The organism is Aeromonas sp. FDAARGOS 1406 (assembly GCF_019048565.1).
Lineage (GTDB): Bacteria > Pseudomonadota > Gammaproteobacteria > Enterobacterales > Aeromonadaceae > Aeromonas > Aeromonas caviae.
Genome location: NZ_CP077378.1, coordinates 3870317 through 3886658, shown reverse-complemented (window position 1 = coordinate 3886658; position 16342 = coordinate 3870317). Strand labels below are relative to the sequence as shown.

At 62.9% G+C, this 16342-nt stretch carries 13 protein-coding genes; 4 read left to right on the top strand and 9 right to left on the bottom strand.

Annotation, left to right across the window (positions count from 1 at the left end; genetic code table 11):
• Nucleotides 1-42: 42 nt before the first annotated feature.
• Nucleotides 43-579 (top strand): GNAT family N-acetyltransferase, encoded by a 537-nt coding sequence (locus tag I6L36_RS18420; protein WP_216986767.1) that lies wholly within the window; start codon nucleotides 43-45, stop codon nucleotides 577-579.
• A 43-nt stretch (nucleotides 580-622) separates the two neighbouring features.
• On the opposite strand, the gene yjeH is transcribed toward I6L36_RS18420, so the two are convergent.
• Nucleotides 623-1903 (bottom strand): L-methionine/branched-chain amino acid transporter, encoded by a 1281-nt coding sequence (gene yjeH, locus I6L36_RS18415; protein ID WP_041211297.1) that lies wholly within the window; start codon nucleotides 1901-1903, stop codon nucleotides 623-625.
• A gap of 180 nt (nucleotides 1904-2083) precedes the next feature.
• Here yjeH and I6L36_RS18410 point away from each other — a divergent pair, with 180 nt between their 5' ends.
• Nucleotides 2084-3412: an IS4 family transposase gene (locus I6L36_RS18410; RefSeq protein ID WP_010676218.1), complete on the top strand. Its 1329-nt coding sequence runs from the start codon at nucleotides 2084-2086 to the stop codon at nucleotides 3410-3412.
• Nucleotides 3413-3465: 53 nt separating this feature from the next.
• Here I6L36_RS18410 and I6L36_RS18405 read toward each other — a convergent pair whose 3' ends face one another.
• Nucleotides 3466-4758, bottom strand: coding sequence for an HAAAP family serine/threonine permease (locus I6L36_RS18405; protein ID WP_039039437.1), 1293 nt, complete (start codon nucleotides 4756-4758; stop codon nucleotides 3466-3468).
• Between the two features lie 496 nt (nucleotides 4759-5254).
• On the opposite strand from I6L36_RS18405, the gene I6L36_RS18400 reads away from it, so the two are divergent.
• Together I6L36_RS18400 and I6L36_RS18395 are read left to right on the top strand one after the other, a co-directional pair.
• Nucleotides 5255-6160, top strand: a complete 906-nt coding sequence (locus I6L36_RS18400; protein ID WP_069785587.1) for a LysR family transcriptional regulator — start codon at nucleotides 5255-5257, stop codon at nucleotides 6158-6160.
• Nucleotides 6161-6266: 106 nt separating this feature from the next.
• Nucleotides 6267-7658 carry an MATE family efflux transporter gene (locus tag I6L36_RS18395; RefSeq protein ID WP_216986766.1) on the top strand — a complete coding sequence of 464 codons (1392 nt, stop codon included), beginning with the start codon at nucleotides 6267-6269 and terminating at the stop codon, nucleotides 7656-7658.
• Nucleotides 7659-7738: 80 nt separating this feature from the next.
• Here the strand turns inward: I6L36_RS18395 and accA are convergent, their stop codons facing one another.
• The 7 genes from accA to lpxD form a co-directional block, all read right to left on the bottom strand.
• Complete coding sequence (gene accA / locus I6L36_RS18390) at nucleotides 7739-8689, bottom strand: acetyl-CoA carboxylase carboxyl transferase subunit alpha (protein ID WP_010673419.1); 951 nt, start codon at nucleotides 8687-8689, stop codon at nucleotides 7739-7741.
• Nucleotides 8690-8705: 16 nt separating this feature from the next.
• Nucleotides 8706-12185 (bottom strand): DNA polymerase III subunit alpha, encoded by a 3480-nt coding sequence (gene dnaE / locus I6L36_RS18385; protein WP_216987147.1) that lies wholly within the window; start codon nucleotides 12183-12185, stop codon nucleotides 8706-8708.
• Between the two features lie 53 nt (nucleotides 12186-12238).
• Nucleotides 12239-12829: a ribonuclease HII gene (gene rnhB, locus I6L36_RS18380; RefSeq protein ID WP_039039433.1), complete on the bottom strand. Its 591-nt coding sequence runs from the start codon at nucleotides 12827-12829 to the stop codon at nucleotides 12239-12241.
• Nucleotides 12830-12907: 78 nt separating this feature from the next.
• On the bottom strand, nucleotides 12908-14047 hold the full coding sequence (lpxB, locus tag I6L36_RS18375) for a lipid-A-disaccharide synthase (RefSeq protein WP_216986765.1): 1140 nt from the start codon (nucleotides 14045-14047) through the stop codon (nucleotides 12908-12910).
• On the bottom strand, nucleotides 14040-14831 hold the full coding sequence (lpxA, locus tag I6L36_RS18370) for an acyl-ACP--UDP-N-acetylglucosamine O-acyltransferase (protein WP_010673415.1): 792 nt from the start codon (nucleotides 14829-14831) through the stop codon (nucleotides 14040-14042). Before lpxA ends, lpxB begins: the two co-directional genes overlap by 8 nt.
• A gap of 2 nt (nucleotides 14832-14833) precedes the next feature.
• The gene (gene fabZ, locus I6L36_RS18365) at nucleotides 14834-15256 is read right to left on the bottom strand and encodes a 3-hydroxyacyl-ACP dehydratase FabZ (RefSeq protein ID WP_223302594.1); all 423 of its coding nucleotides are present in this window, start codon (nucleotides 15254-15256) and stop codon (nucleotides 14834-14836) included.
• A 63-nt stretch (nucleotides 15257-15319) separates the two neighbouring features.
• Nucleotides 15320-16339: a UDP-3-O-(3-hydroxymyristoyl)glucosamine N-acyltransferase gene (gene lpxD, locus I6L36_RS18360; protein WP_039039449.1), complete on the bottom strand. Its 1020-nt coding sequence runs from the start codon at nucleotides 16337-16339 to the stop codon at nucleotides 15320-15322.
• Nucleotides 16340-16342 lie beyond the last annotated feature (3 nt).

Sequence of the window (16342 nt, the reverse complement as noted above, 5' to 3'; positions counted from 1 at the left end):
GCAACACACGCGGCCAGCCACGGCTGGCCGCAAGGAGTCATCATGACATCAGCACCACCCCACATCAGGCTGGATCCCGTCACCGACACCGACCTGCCTCACATCTATCGCGGCCTATCCGATCCCCGGGTCGTCGCCTACTACGGCGTCAGCTACGACAGCCTGGCGGCATGCCGGGCACAGATGGATTGGTATGCCGAGCTGACCCGCACCGGCCGTGGCGCCTGGCATCTCATTCGCGACCGACTCTCGGGCGAGCCGCTGGGGGCCATCGGCTACAACGATGCCGACCCGACTCACCGGTGTGCCGAGCTGGGCTACTGGCTCTATCCCGAACACTGGGGCAAGGGGGTGATGAGCGCGGCGCTGCAACTCTGGCTCCCGCTCACTTACCGCACCACCGACCTGCACCGGCTTATGGCGGTGGTGGAGGAGCCCAACCTTCCCTCCGCCCGCCTGCTGGAGCGGGCCGGATTTTACTACGAGGGCACGGCGCGGGAGTGCGAGCGCAAGGGGGATGGCTTCATCTCCCTGCGCCACTACGCCATCTTGCGCAGCGACCTGCCCGCCAGCCTGTGACCAGCAACCAAAAGCCCCGCACTGCGGGGCTTTTTTTCGGGAGTTACTTGATGGCGCAGACACCCTCATCGGACGCCGAGCGGCGGCGTCTGCGCCGCCACAGGGAGAAGCCGCCATACCCCAAGCTCAGCACGACGGCATAGAGCACCTGGGTGGCGAGGGCCAGCAGCACCAGGGTGCAGAGCAGCACGCTGAGGCCCGCCAGCCCCTTGCCGGTCCCCGACAACAAGCGCCAGCCGGCCGCCATGCAGAGCAGATAGACCAGCACGAAGTTGCCGTTGGCGTAGCGGATCAGCGCATCGAGGGGCAGACGCAGCCAGAGGATCAGGGTGATGGAGACGAAACAGATGGCGAGCACCCAGGCAAGGGCATGCAGGGGAGCGCCCCGGGCCGAGAGGCGAGAGAGGGAGACCGGCAGTTTGCCCTCCCGCGCCATGCTCCAGATAAGGCGCGCAAAACCTTGCAGGTAGATGTTGATGCTGGCGAAGCAGGAGAGATAGCCCAGCACCGCCACCAGCCACTTGGCGGTGGGGCCGAACAGCAGGGAGAGCAGGGCCGGAATGGCGGTGGCATTGGTCGCCTCGTCCCCGTAGAGGTCATATTTGAGCACCACCAGCGAGTGTACCCAGTAGATGAGCCCCGCCAGCAGCACGCCCCCCAGCAGGGCAAGGGGGTAGTCCCGCTCTGGCCGCTTGAACTCCTCCCCCATGTGGGCGAAGGCCTCGAGCCCCACGAAACACCAGAACATCACCGCCAGCGCCGAGCCCATGGCGGGCCACTCGCTCGCCGTTGGCAGAGGCTGGGCAGCATCGCGCCAGCTGAGATCCCCCTTGACCCAGATAAGCAGGGTGAGCCCCAGAATGGCCAGGGCGATCAGCAGTTGCAGGTTGCCGGAGGAGCGCGCTCCCCGCAGCCCCAGCAGAAAGACCCCGAGCAGGGTGAGCAGCTGGATGCCCCAGAGGGTCCACTCCCCCATGTCGAACAGGGCGTGCCAGAAACCGGCGGCGATGGTGAGGGCGGCAGGCAGGCCCACCGGCAGCACCGCCAGAAAGAGGAAAGCGGAGAAGCGCTCGGCGCCGTTGCCAAAGGCGAGGCCAATCAGATGGGGCGCACCACCCGCGTGGGGATAACGCCGCCCGAGGCGGGCGAAGGTAAAGGCGATGGGCAGCACCAGGGCAATCAGCAGCAACCAGGCCCACAGCGACGCCCCTCCCGCCAGCGAGGCGGCGGTGGCCGGTACCACGAAGATCCCGGTACCGAGCAGGGAGGTGGCGAGCAGCCCCATCCCCTGCCAGAGCCCGAGATCCTTTTTCAACCCAGACATATCCTGTTGTCCCGTCTAGAAAAACATCCCGCCATGTTAGGCCGCCACCACCGCTTTGTTAAGCATTTGTGCCCATAAAAAAACCGCCCCGGGGGGTAATGCCGATCAGTTAAGGATCCATTGACCGATCCTCAGGCTGTGTAAGAATCCGAAACTCCTTGTTGGGTTTCGGATTTTTTTATGCGTATCGACCAAGCTCTCGACTTCATTCACGCCTGTCCTCCCGGAAAGTTTGAGTCCCTGTCTGACCTGCTGTCACCTGAACTGGTGCAGGCTTGCTTGGCCGAGACGGGCTCCGTCTCCTTGCGCCGACGGCGCATGCCCATGGAGCGGGTGCTATGGGCCATTATCGGGATGTCCTTGTTTCGTCATGTCCCTATGGCCCAGCTGGCCAACCAGCTCGATATCCTGTTACCCGGCGACCGGCCGTTTGTCGTCCCCAGCGCCTTCATCCAGGCGCGCCAAAAACTGGCTGACCAAGCCGTTCGACAGGTGTTCCAGCAGACCGCCACACTCTGGCATCAGCTGTGTCAGCACCCCACCTGGGCCGGCTTGCAGCTGCTGGCCGTGGACGGGGTGGTCTGGCGCACGCCCGATACTCCGGACAATGCCGGCGCCTTTGCCAAGTCGAAAACCGTCCAGGGGGAGACGCAATATCCCCAGGTCCGCATGTTGTGTCAGATGGAGCTGACCAGTCATCTGCTGACCCAGACAGTGATGGACTCCTGTGCGGTAAACGAGATGGTGTTGGCAGAGCAACTGATTGAAAAAACACCCGATAATAGCCTGACCCTGTTCGATAAGGGCTTCTACTCACTGGGGTTACTCCATGCCTGGCAACGCCAGGGCGTAGCGCGTCACTGGCTTATTCCGCTGAAAAAGGGGGCTCAATACGAGGTCATCCGCAAGCTGGGGCGGCAGGATGTGCTGGTACGCCTCAGAGCCAGTCCGCAGGCCAAGAAGAAGTGGAGCGAGTTGCCGGAGCAGTTCGAAGCCCGGCTGCTGACCCGGACGGTAAACGGCAAGGAGCGGCAGGTGCTGACCTCGCTCACCGACCCGCTGCGCTTCCCGGCCAGCGAGTTGATGGAGCTATACCAGAATCGCTGGGAAATCGAGCTGGGCTATCGGGAGATGAAACATAGCCTGCAACAGCACCGGCTGACGCTGCGCAGCAAGAAACCCGATGGAGTAAGGCAGGAGCTATGGGGCTTGGTATTGGCCTATAACCTACTGAGATATCAGATGGTTAGGATGGCGGCGAGCTTAAAGGGCTATACGGCCAGCCAGTTGAGCTTTCACATGGCATCGGTGTATCTGCTGCATGAACTCAGTTGCCTGCCGTTTGTGTCACCGGGCATGGTTCCAGGGCGTGTCGCTGAGTTGGACAAACAGGCAGAGCAGTTCAAGTTACCCGCCCGCCGAGAACGAAGTTACCCAAGGTGCATCAAAGCCAAACCACAGAAGTATGCGACGAGAAAACCTAGTAAAAACAATGCCAGTCAGGCTTAACTGACTGGCATTAGCCCCGGGGGGCGGCTTTCTCACAGGGATGAACGCTGTCATCAGGCAATCAGCTTGTAGATGATGCCGGACATGGCGATGAGGCCGATGAGGGTGACGAAGCCGTTGCTGAGGTTGCCGGCATATTTGCGCATGGCCGGCACCTTGGCGATGGCGTACATCGGCATCAGGAAGAGCAGCATGGCGATGATGGGGCCGCCCAGATCTTCGATCATGCCGAGGATGCTCGGGTTGATGGTGGCCACGGCCCAGGTGGTCAGGATCATGAAGACCGCGGTCACCTTGTTCAGCTGCTTGACGTCGACGTTCTTGCCCTTCTCGCGCAGGGACTTGGCCATCAGGCCGTTCATGCCCTCTTGCGCACCCAGGTAGTGACCCAGGAAGGACTTGCTGATGGCAACCATGGCGATGAGCGGTGCCACGGTGGCGATCACCGGGTTGTCGAAGTGGTTGGCCAGGTAGGAGAGGATGGAGATGTTCTGCTCCTTGGCCGCCGCCAGGTCAGCCGGGGAGAGGCTCAGCACGCAGCTGAACACGAAGAACATCACCGTCATCACCATCATGACGTGGGCGCCCAGCAGGATGTTGCTGCACTTCTTCTCGGCGTTGGCGCCGTAGCGGCCTTTGTTGTCCACCGCGAAGGAGGAGATGATCGGGGAGTGGTTGAAGGAGAACACCATCACCGGGATGGCCAGCCACAGGGTCTTGATGAAGTCGCCGTTGAAGGCCTCACCCAGCGCCGGGGCTTCGGTGATGATGGCACCGTTCCAGTGCGGGATCAGGTAGACCGCCAGGCCCATCAGGGTGACCACGAACGGGAAGACCAGCACGCTCATCGCCTTGACGATGACCTGGCCGCCCAGACGAACGATCGCCATCAGACCCAGGATCAGCACCAGGGAGAGGATGGCACGGGGAGGTGCCGTCATGCCCAGCTGGTGCACCATCAGGCTCTCGACGGTGTTGGTGATGGCCACGGAGTACATCAGCAGGATGGGGTAGATGGCGAAGAAGTAGAGCAGGGTGATGAACTTGCCTGCGGTCTTGCCGAAGTGCTCTTCCACCACCTCGGTGATGTCGCCGTCACGGGTGGAGCCGGACAGCACGAAGCGGGTCAGGCCACGGTGGGCGAAGAAGGTCAGCGGCAGGGCCAGGATCAGCATGGCGACCAGCGGCCACAGGCCACCGACACCGGCATTGATCGGCAGGAAGAGGACACCGGCGCCGATGGCGGTACCGTACAGACCCAGCATCCAGACCACGTCGGCCTTGTTGATGCCACGGGATGAGGCTTTGCTCAAGCTGCCTTCAACTGCAATGTTCATGTCAGACATAGGGGTGTTCCTGTCATCAAGGAAAGTGGGATCTTAACTTGTCAGTGGGCCTGGGCCCGGTTCCTTTCCCTGGAACTCCAGCTATTCGTCCTGTTTGTTCCTCCGCCCCGGCCATCCGGCCGCCACTCCCTGTGGCAACCTGATTGCAACAAACACGGGCGGGGAGTCGTAATACAGAGGGGATCGTGCTCGCTCGTTAACAACGGGATAACGTTCACCTCATCCGATGAGATGACTCTAGTTAAAAGGCCCTATTAATCACAGCGTTTTTTTGAATTAATCAACCAAAGTTTGATTGGAATCGCCTTTCCGTCGCTTCAGATCACACTTGAATCGCCATATTGCGATTTTTTTTTAACATATAAACTTTTTGGTGTGATCCACCTCACCCTTGAAACGCGCAACAATTCCGTCACAACCCCCTCGTTGCCCCCCGATTGTCTCCCGTCGCCCCATGGCGTACCCTTTGTGTCCGCCCCTTTTCTGCGTACCGACCATGACCCTCTCCCGCACCGATCTCGCCGAGCTGGCCGTGTTTGCCGCCGTCGCCCGTCACCGCAGTTTCAGCAAGGCCGCCCTCGAGCTCGGGGTCTCTGCCTCGGCCCTGAGTCATGCCCTCAAAGGGCTGGAGAGTCGCCTGGCCGTCAGGCTGCTCAATCGCAGCACCCGGGCCGTGGTGCCGACCGAGGCGGGCGAACGGCTGCTGGCCCAGGTGCTGCCAACCCTGGGGCAACTGGAGGCGGCGCTGGCGGAGCTGACGCGCCACGCGGGCGAACCCGTGGGTAGGCTCAGGCTCTGTGCCCCCCGAGCCGCCATCCAGGAGGTGCTGGCCCCGGTGCTCATCGACTATCTGGTACGCTACCCGCGCATGCAGGTGGAGGTGGAGGAGCTGGAGCTGATGCCCCGCCTCATCGAGGATGGCTACGACGCCGCCCTCTTCTACGGCGACCTGCTGCCCCAGGAGATGATCTCGGTTCCCCTGGGCCCGCAGCAGCGCTATCTGGTAGTGGGCTCCCCCGACTATCTGGCACGGCGTGGCACCCCTCGCCACCCCTCGGACCTGCGCCAGCACAACTGCATCGGCTACCGGCTCACACCCCATCACCACTATCGCTGGGCCTTTGCCGCCGAGGGGGAGCTGCTTGAGATCGAAGTGACGGGCCCGCTCACCACCAGCACGCCTGCGCTCTACCTGGGGGCGGCCGAGGCGGGGCTCGGGCTCGCCTACTGCCATGAAGGGGAGGTGTTCGACGCCCTGGCATCGGGGCGGCTGGTGAGCGTGCTGGATGACTGGAGCCCCAGCTTTGCCGGGTTCAACCTCTTCTATCCGGGCCGGCACCAGCTGGGGCAAGGGCTGCGAGCCCTGATCGACATGCTGAAGGAGTATCACAGGATCCGTTGATTGATGAGCTGAACTCAGCAATCCATCAAATGAAAGCCTGATTATCAATTAATCCATAAGAAACTAGACTGTCTGCTCGATTCCGGCCCTTTTCCCGAGTACAGATATGTCCGCCTACTTCCGCCTGCGTCAACGGGCCATGGCCCGCCGTTTCTGGGGCTATGCCCTCCCCTCCGTCATGGCCATGCTGGTCTCCGGCGCCTACTACCTGGTGGACGGCATCTTCGTCGGCCACTATGTGGGGGCCGCCGGCCTTGCCGGCATCAACCTGGTCTATCCGGTCATCATGGTGCTCATCGGCCTCGCCGCCATGATCGCCATGGGGGCCGCCACCGCCATCTCCTTCCAGCAGGGCGCCAGGAACCTCGCTCTGGCCCGCCAGGCTCTGGTCAGCGCCCTCTGGCTGCTGCTGATCCTGGGCACGGTAGCGCCGCTGCTGCTGCACCACTGGCACACCGATATCCTGCAGGCCCTGGGAATGGCCCCCGGCACCGACACCTGGCAGCAGGCCAGCGACTACCTCACCTGGATTGGCGGTGGCACCCTGCTGCTCGCCAGCAACCTGGCGGTGCCCTACCTGCTTCGCAACGACGGCCGCCCTCGCCTCGCCATGGTACTGGTGAGCGGCGGCGCCCTCCTCAACATCCTGCTCAACTACATCATGGTGGGCCGGCTCGGGCTCGGCCTCACCGGCACGGCCCAGGCCACCCTCCTCTCGGAGGCCATGGTCAGCCTGCTCGGCCTGGGGTACTTCTTCACCCGCCACGCCCGGTTGCGGCTGACCTGGCGCCAGCTGGTACCCCGCTTCCCGGCCATGCCCAGCCTGCTCTTCACCGGGCTGCCGAGCCTCATCGCCCAGTTCAATCTGGGGCTACTGTTGCTGCTGCACAACAGCCAGCTGATGGTGCACGGCACGGTCAAGGATCTGGCGGGCTTCACCGTGGCGGGGTACACGGAGGCCGTCTTCATCGTCATCCTGCAGGGACTGGCGTTTGGCATCCAGCCCCTGGTGAGCCAGGCAGCCGGGGCCCGGCGCCATCGCGACCTCCAGTTCCTGATGGCGATGGGGCTCAAGATCACCCTGGTCTATGGCCTGGGGGTCTGGCTGATTGTCCAGCTGCTGCCGCAGCCGGTCGCCATGCTCTACACCGGGGATCAGGACGCAGAGCTGCTCGCCGCCGCCATCAGCAGCCTGACCCTCAACCTCGCTGCCCTACCCCTGGAGGGGATCGTCATGTTCGGCATCGTGCTGTTGCAGGCCATGGCCCGCACCCGCCAGGCCCTCGTCATCTCCGTGGCCAAGACGGTGTTGCTGCTACCCCTCATCTTCCTGCTGCCCCTCTGGTGGGGGCGCGACGGGGTCTTGATGGCACAGCCCGCCACCGTGCTACTGCTGACGCCCCCCCTGTGCTGGCTGCTGTGGCGGGAGTGGCGGGCCCTGAGCCCTGCCGGAGGGCGTGCTTCCGTCCGTATGCACCGGGCGCTGACCGCCCCCTGAGGCCCGCCCCGGCGTCCCCCCACAAACGTCGCCCATAAAAAAGTCCCCGCATGCGGGGACTTTTTATTGGAAGCGGCAGATCAGCAGTAGCCGTAACCCAGAAGGCGCTGGTAGCGCTGCTCCAGCAGTTGCTCGCTGTCGAGGGGGCGCAGGGCATCCAGATCCTGCTTGATGCGCGCTTTCAGGTGCTTGGCCATCTTCTCCACGTCGCGGTGGGCACCGCCGAGGGGCTCCTCGACGATGTTGTCGATGAGCTTCAGCTCCTTCAGGCGCTGGGCGGTGATGCCCATGGCATCCGCCGCCACCGAGGCCTTCTCGGCGCTCTTCCACAGGATAGAGGCGCACCCTTCCGGGGAGATGACGGAGTAGGTGGAGTACTGCAGCATGTTGACCCGATCGCCCACGCCGATGGCGAGAGCGCCGCCGGAGCCGCCTTCACCGATCACGGTGCAGACCACCGGCACGGTCAGGCCGGCCATGACTTTCAGGTTGCGGGCGATGGCTTCGGACTGGCCACGCTCCTCGGCACCCACGCCGGGGTAGGCACCCGGGGTGTCGATGAAGGTGATGATCGGCATCTTGAAGCGCTCGGCCATCTCCATCAGGCGCAGGGCCTTGCGGTACCCTTCCGGGCGCGGCATGCCGAAGTTGCGCTTGATCTTCTCCTTGGTCTCGCGACCCTTCTGGTGACCGATGATCATCACGGGCTCGCCGTCGAGACGGGCGATGCCGCCGACGATGGCCTTGTCATCGGCATAGGCGCGATCCCCGGCCAGCTCGTCGAAATCGGTGAAGATCTGCTCGATGTAGTCGAGGGTGTAGGGGCGCTGGGGATGACGTGCCATCTGGGATACCTGCCAGGCACCCAGATCGCCGAAGATCTTCTTGGTCAGCTCTTCGTTTTTCTTCTCCAGCCGGCGAATGTCTTCGCTGAGATCCACGGCACTGTTGTGCTCGCTCACATGGCGCAGTTCATCGATCTGTGCCTGCAACTCGGCGATCGGCTGTTCAAAATCCAGAAAAAGACTCATAGGGACAATAGATCCTCTAATCAAAAACCAATTCAACCCGCTCTCGTCCAAGCAGGACTCGCAAGTCATCTATCAGTTGATCGGTGGGCGTCACCCGCCACTCGGTACCGAGCGTCAATCGCACCCGGGAACCGGGGCGACGATAGTTTACCTGAACCGGACAGACTCCGGCACGGGCGGGCTCCAAAATCTCGCACAAACGCGGGAAAAAGCGCTCGTCAATGCGTTGTTCATCGAGGGAGATGCGGATTGCCCTGGCAAAACGCTCCCTCGCATCGTTGATATCCAGCAACTCGCGGGCCGACATTTTAAGGCCACCGGAGAAGTCATCAAAGCTGACCTGTCCAGAAACCACTAAAATACGGTCTTTTTGCATCAATTCTTCGTATTTTTCCAGCGCTTCACTGAAAAGGGTCACATCCAGACGGCCGGATCTGTCGTCCAGGGTGAAGATCCCCATCTTGTTGCCGCGCTTGGTCACCATGCTGCGCGCCGCGATCACCAACCCCGCCGCCGTGGTCACCGTATCCCGGGAGGTGGGATGCAGATCGCACAGTCGGCCCGAGGTGTAGCGCCGCAGCTCGCTGCTGTACTGGTTGATGGGGTGACCGGTGAGGTAGAGCCCCAGGGTCTCGCGCTCCCCTTCCAGCCACACCTTGTCGGGCCAGTGCGGCACGTTGGCGAACGCCTTCTTGACGTCGTCGATCTCTTCGGTGAGCACGCCGAACATGTCGACCTGCCCCACCGCCTGAGCCTTGGCGTGCTGCTCGGCGGCGCGCATCGCCTCCTCCAGGGTCGCCATCAGGGCGGCGCGGTGGGGGCCGAGCCTGTCCATGGCGCCGGAGAGGATGAGCTTCTCCATCACCCGTTTGTTGAGCTTCTTGATGTCGACCCGGTTGCAGAAATCGAACAGGTCGCGGAACGGACCGTCCCGATCCCGCGCGTCCAGGATCGCCTCGATGGGCCCTTCCCCTACTCCCTTCACCGCGCCGATGCCGTAGACGATGTGGCCGTCCTCGTTGACACTGAAGCGGTAGCGACCGGTGTTGACGTCCGGCGGGATCACGGTCAGCCCCATGCGCTGACACTCGTCCACCAGGGTCACTATCTTGTCGGTGTTGTCCATGTCCGCGGTCATCACCGCCGCCATGAACTCCGCCGGGAAGTGGGTCTTGAGCCAGAGGGTCTGGTAGGAGACCAGCGCATAGGCAGCGGAGTGGGACTTGTTGAAGCCGTAGCCCGCAAACTTCTCCACCAGATCGAAGATCTTCATCGCCAGTTCGCCGTCGACGCCGTTCTTGACCGCCCCCTCCTCGAAGCCCGCCCGCTGCTTGGCCATCTCTTCGGGTTTTTTCTTGCCCATGGCCCGACGCAGCATGTCCGCGCCACCCAGGGTATACCCCGCCAGGGTCTGGGCGATCTGCATCACCTGCTCCTGGTAGAGGATGATGCCGTAGGTGGGCTCGAGTATGGGTTTGAGGCTCTCGTGCTGCCACTTCTCGTCCGGGTAGGAGATGGCCTCCTTGCCGTGCTTGCGCTCGATGAAGTTGTCCACCATGCCCGACTGGAGCGGGCCCGGACGGAACAGAGCCACCAGTGCGATCATGTCTTCGAAGCAGTCGGGCTGCAGCCGCTTGATGAGATCCTTCATGCCGCGGGATTCGAGCTGGAACACCGCCGTGGTCTCGAAACGCTGCAAGAGGGCGAACGACTTCTTGTCGTCGATGGGGATGGCGGCGATGTCCACCGGCGGCTTGCCCTCTTTGGCAAGACGGGGGTTTATCATGCCAAGGGCCCAATCGATGATGGTGAGGGTGCGCAGCCCCAGGAAGTCGAACTTCACTAGGCCCGCGTACTCCACGTCGTTCTTGTCGAACTGGGTGACCGGGTGATGCCCTTCGTCGTCGCAATAGAGCGGCGCGAAGTCGGTGATCTTGGTGGGCGCGATCACCACGCCACCGGCGTGCTTGCCGGCGTTGCGCACCACCCCTTCCAGGCGGCGGGCCATGTCGATGAGGTCCTTGACCTCCTCGTCCTGCTCGTAGAGCTCCGGCAACTTGGGCTCGGCTTCGAACGCCTTGGCCAGGGTCATGCCCGGATCCGGCGGGATCAGCTTGGAGATGCGATCCACAAAACCGTAGGCGTGGCCCAGTACCCGGCCGACGTCCCGCACCACCGCCTTGGCTGCCATGCTGCCGAAGGTGATGATCTGGGATACCGCCTCCCGGCCATACATCTCGGAGACGTGATCGATCACCTCATCGCGCCTGTCCATGCAGAAGTCGACGTCGAAGTCGGGCATGGAGACCCGCTCGGGGTTCAGGAAACGTTCGAACAGCAGGTCAAATTCCAGCGGATCGAGATCGGTGATCTTGAGGGCATAGGCCACCAGCGACCCCGCCCCCGAGCCCCGGCCCGGACCGACGGGGATGCCGTTGTCCTTGGACCACTGGATAAACTCCATCACGATGAGGAAGTAACCCGGGAAGCCCATCTGGTTGATCACTTTGAGCTCGATGTCGAGACGCTCGTCATACTCGGGACGACGCTCGGCCCGCACCGCCGGATCCGGGAACAGGAATTCGAGCCGCTCCTCCAGCCCTTCCTTCGACTTCATGACCAGGAAGTCCTCGGTGGTCATGTCGCCGGTGGGGAAATTGGGCAGGAAATACTCGCCAAGGCGCACCGTCACGTTGCAGCGCTTGGCGATTTCCACCGTGTTTTCCAGGGCTTCCGGGATGTCGGCAAACAGCTCCGCCATCTCCTCCTGACTGCGCAGGTACTGCTGGGGGCTGTAGCGGCGCGGTCGGCGCTTGTCCATTAGGGTGTAGCCGTCGTGGATGGCGACCCGGATCTCGTGGGCATCGAAGTCATCGGCGGTGAGGAACACCACCTCGTTGGTGGCCACCACCGGCAGCTCGAACTCGGTGGCAATGGCCACCGCCATATGGAGGTAGACCTCCTCGTCCGGGCGGCCGGTACGCAGCAGCTCCAGGTAGTAGGCATCCGAGAAGTGGGTCTGGTAGAAGGCGAGGCAATGCTCCACCATCTGGCGGTTGCCCTTGAGCAGGAACTTGCCCACATCCCCCTCGCGCCCGCCGGAGAGGACGATCACCCCCTTGGCATGTTCGCCAAGCCAGGCCTTGTCGATGACGGGGCGCCCCTGCACATGACCGCGCTGATAGCCGCGGGAGATGAGCAGGGTGATGTTCTGGTAGCCGTCGTTGTCCATGGCGAGCAGGGTGAGGCGAAACTGCTCGTCCCCAAGCTCGTCGCTCTGCACCCAGAAATCCGCCCCGACCAGGGGCTTGATCCCCTTGCCGTGGGCAGAGCCGTAGAAGCGCACCAGGCCGCACATGTTCATCTGGTCCGTCAGGGCCAGGGCCGGCATGTTGTTGGCGGCGGCAGCGGAGACGATGGGACCGATCTTCTGCAGGCCGTCGACCATGGAGAAGTCGGAGTGCACCCTCAGGTGGATGAAGCGGGGATCAGCCATGGTCACGCCCTCTCATTGCGCAAGCAGAAATCGTTCAGACAGATCGGCATCGGTTATTCGATCCCCAGGGCGCGGCGCACCGGCTTGAAGCTCTGACGGTATTCGGGCAGCGGGCCCCGTTCGGCCAGAATGGCGAGGTGCTCCGCCGTCGGGTAGCCCTTGTGGCGGGCGAAACCGTACTCGGGATGGCGGCTGTCCAGCTCGGTCATCTCGGCGTCCCGGGTCACCTTGGCGAGGATGGAGGCGGCGCTGATGGCGGCCACCAGGCTGTCACCCTTGACCACGGCGCGGGCCTCCATCGGCAATCTGGGGCAGCGGTTGCCGTCGATGAAGACCAGCTCGGGCGTCACCTTGAGCCCCGCCACGGCGCGCTGCATCGCCAGCATGGTGGCGTGCAGGATGTTGAGCTCGTCGATTTCCGCCGGGCTGGCGCGGCCGATGGCATAGGCCAGCGCCTTCTCTTTGATCTCGCCAAACAGGGCGAGCCGCTTCTTCTCGGAGAGCTTCTTGGAGTCGGCGAGGCCAAGGATGGGATTGGCAGGATCCAGGATCACCGCGGCGGTGACCACGTCACCCACCAGGGGGCCGCGACCCACCTCGTCCACCCCGGCAATCAGCTTGTCTTCGGGAATATCGATCGTCATCTCATAGCCTTGAATCAAAACCGGCCCCGCAGGGCCAGTATCAGCACAACATCACGCCTGACACACAGGCAGAGCCCACTAGCGTTCCAGCAGCGCGGCAACCGCTTCCGCTGCCTGCACATCCGCATTGCAGCGGATCTTCTCGTGCAACCGGGTGAAGGTGGCGATGAGCTCGCTGTTGTCATGGTCCAGCAGCTTGCTCACCTCTTCCACCAGGTTGGCCGGGGTGCACTCGTGCTGGATGAGCTCGGGCACCAGCATCTTGTCCGCCAGCAGGTTCGGCAGGGAGACATAATCCGTCTTCACCAGCCACTGGGCCAGGAAGTAGCTGAAGGGTTTGAGCTTGTAACCCACCACCATGGGCTTTTTCACCAGCATGGCCTCGAGGGCCGCGGTGCCGGAGGCGAGCATCACCACGTCGGCGGCAATCATGGCCTCGCGGCCCTGGCCGTCCAGCAGCACCATGTCGAGCTCCGGGGCCACCTCGGCCTTGATGGCGAGGAACTGCTCGCGCCGTTTCTGGTTGACCAGAGGCACGATGAAACCGAGATCCGGGTTGTGCACCGTCAGGTGCTTGCACGCCTCGAGGAAGACCGGCGCCATGAAGCCCACTTCCGCCGTGCGGCTCCCCGGCAGCACCGCCAGCCAGCGACGGGCGGGATCGATGCCGAGGGCCTCGCGCACCGCCCCTTGATTCGGCACCAGCGGAATGTCGTCCGCCATGGTGTGGCCGACGAAGCGACAGGGTGCATCGAAACGGTCGTAGAAGGCTTTCTCGAACGGCAGGAAGGCGAGCACCATGTCGGTGGCGGCCTTGATCTTGTGAATGCGGCCCTGACGCCAGGCCCAGACGGAGGGGCTGACATAGTGGACCGTCTTGATACCGGCGCGGCGCAGTTTCAGCTCCACCCCGATATTGAAATCCGGTGCATCCACACCGACGAAGATGTCGGGGGGATTGGCGATGAAGTGGCGCAGCAGTTCGCGGCGCACCTGGAGGATGCGGGGCAGACGGCCCAGCACCTCGGTGATGCCCATGACGGAGAGCTCCTCCATCTCGAACAGCGCCTTCACGCCGAGGGCCTGCATCCGCGGCCCGGCGATCCCTTCGAACTGCGCATCCGGGTAGCGGGCTTGCAGTTCGCGCACCAGCCCTGCGGCCAGGATGTCGCCGGAGGTCTCTCCGGCGACGATGCCGATGCGAATGGGATCAGGCACGGATGATCCCGCGCTCGTTGTCCTTGAGGAAATCCACATAGAGCTGGATGGCCGGTTCGCTCTGGGCCATCTCGCTCAGCACGGGCAACACCTCTTCAATGGTCTTGCCGGAGCGGAAGATCTCCTTGTAGGCGCGCTTGACGGCAGAGATCGCCTCGGCGCTGAAGCCACGACGACGCAGGCCTTCGGAGTTGACCCCGAACGGCTTGGCGTAGTTGCCGGCGGCCATCACGTAGGGCGGCACGTCCTTGTTCAGGGCGGCGCAGCCACCGACGAAGGCGTGAGAGCCGACGCGGCCGAACTGGTGAATGGCAGACAGACCGCCGAAGATCACGAAGTCACCGATGTGCACATGGCCCGCCAGGGTGGCGTTGTTGGCGAAGATGCAGTTGTCACCGATGATGCAGTCGTGGGCCACGTGAACGTTGACCATGAACAGGTTGCCGCTACCCACCTTGGTCAGGCTCTGGTCCTGGGTGGTGCCGCGGTGCACGGTGCAGTTCTCGCGAAACACGTTGTTATCGCCGATCTCGAGGAAGGTGCGCTCGCCGGCGTACTTCTTGTCCTGGCAATCCTCACCGATGGAGGTGTGCTGGAAGATCTTGTTGCCGCGACCGATCTTGGTCGGGCCCTTGATCACCACGTGGGAGCTCACCCAGGTGTTGTCACCGATTTCCACCTCGGCGCCGATGACGGTGAAGGGGCCGATTTCAACCCCTTTGCCGATGACGGCAGACTCATGGACGATGGCGGTGTCGTGGATGATGGCAGTCTGATCGATCACGGTTATACCTCGCGCTTGGCGCACATCAGTTCGGCAGTACAGACCACTTCACCGTCGACGGTGGCGACACCGGTGAACTTGGCGATGCCGCGACGCTCCTTCAGGAACTCCACATCCAGCACCAGCTGATCGCCGGGGCCCACCGGGCGCTTGAAGCGGGCGTTGTCGATGGAGGCAAAGTAATAGAGCTCGTTGGGGGACGGCTTGCCCACCATGGTGAAGGCCAGGATACCGGTGGCCTGGGCCATGGCTTCCAGGATCAGCACGCCGGGGAAGACCGGCTTGGCCGGGAAGTGGCCCTGGAAGATCGGCTCGTTGAACGAGACGTTCTTGATGGCGCGCAGGGTCTTGCGCTCATCGCTGATCTCGTAGTTTTCCACCTTGTCCACCATCAGGAACGGATAACGGTGGGGCAGCAGATCCATGATTTCCTGGATGCCCAGGCTCTTCTTTTCAGTAGTCAAAACAGTACCCTATACCAATCGTGATTATTCTTGATCCAGCTTTTTCTCAAGCTTGCTCAACCGCTTGTGCATCTCTTCGATACGCATCACCCGGGCGGCGGTCTTGCGCCACTCTTTATTGGTTTGCAGGGGGATGCCGGAAGAGTAGATACCGGGCTCGGTGATGGGACGCATCACCATGGCCATGCCGGTGACGGTGGCCTGGTCGCAGATCTCCATGTGCCCGTTAAAGACGGAGGCACCACCAATGATACAGTATTTGCCGACCTTGAGACTACCGGCCATCACGGTGGAGCCCGCCACGGCAGTGCCGTAGCCGATCTCGACGTTGTGGGCGATCTGGCACTGGTTGTCGATGATGACGTTGTCAGCGATGCGGGTATCTTCCAGCGCACCGCGGTCGATGGTGGTGCAGGCACCGATCTCGACCCGGTTGCCGATGGTCACGCCACCGAGCTGGGGGATCTTGATCCACTCGCCGCGCTCGTTGGCATAACCGAAACCGTCTGCCCCGATCACGGTGCCGGCCTGTACCAGACAGTCCGTGCCCAGGGTCACGTTGTGATAGAGGGTGACGTTGGCCCACAACCGGGAGCGCGCTCCCAGTCGGGTATCCTTGCCAACAAAACAGCCCGGGCCGATGCGCACATCGTCACCCAGCACGACGCCGGATTCGATCACCGCATTGGCACCGATGGCCACTCTCTCGCCCAGTTGCACGTCCGCCGCGATGACGGCGCTCGGATGGATATCCATGGCCGGCTGCGGAGTGGTGTCCAGCAGTTGGGCAACCCGGGCAAAGCCCACATAGGGGTCTTTGAGCACCAGGGCATTGGTGGGGCAAAACGGCAGGTCTGCCTCGGTGATGAGCACGGCAGTGGCCTTGCTCTGCTCCAGAAAATGCCGGTACTTCTTGTTGGACAGGAAGGCTATCTCCCCCTCCCCGGCTTTTTCCAGTGTCGCGACCTTGCGAATTTCCCGGGTCCCATCCCCATGGACCTCGGCCCCCAGTTGCTGGGCCAGCTGTGCGAGAGTGAATGCCATCAA

Coding starts and splice junctions, on each gene's coding strand:
- accA (WP_010673419.1), bottom strand. CDS start 8,689: ATGAGTCTTTTTCTGGATTTTGAACAGCCGATCGCCGAGTTGCAGGCA.
- I6L36_RS18395 (WP_216986766.1), top strand. CDS start 6,267: ATGTCCGCCTACTTCCGCCTGCGTCAACGGGCCATGGCCCGCCGTTTC.
- I6L36_RS18405 (WP_039039437.1), bottom strand. CDS start 4,758: ATGTCTGACATGAACATTGCAGTTGAAGGCAGCTTGAGCAAAGCCTCA.
- lpxD (WP_039039449.1), bottom strand. CDS start 16,339: ATGGCATTCACTCTCGCACAGCTGGCCCAGCAACTGGGGGCCGAGGTC.
- dnaE (WP_216987147.1), bottom strand. CDS start 12,185: ATGGCTGATCCCCGCTTCATCCACCTGAGGGTGCACTCCGACTTCTCC.
- yjeH (WP_041211297.1), bottom strand. CDS start 1,903: ATGTCTGGGTTGAAAAAGGATCTCGGGCTCTGGCAGGGGATGGGGCTG.
- I6L36_RS18410 (WP_010676218.1), top strand. CDS start 2,084: ATGCGTATCGACCAAGCTCTCGACTTCATTCACGCCTGTCCTCCCGGA.
- fabZ (WP_223302594.1), bottom strand. CDS start 15,256: ATGGATCTGCTGCCCCACCGTTATCCGTTCCTGATGGTGGACAAGGTG.
- rnhB (WP_039039433.1), bottom strand. CDS start 12,829: ATGACGATCGATATTCCCGAAGACAAGCTGATTGCCGGGGTGGACGAG.
- I6L36_RS18400 (WP_069785587.1), top strand. CDS start 5,255: ATGACCCTCTCCCGCACCGATCTCGCCGAGCTGGCCGTGTTTGCCGCC.
- I6L36_RS18420 (WP_216986767.1), top strand. CDS start 43: ATGACATCAGCACCACCCCACATCAGGCTGGATCCCGTCACCGACACC.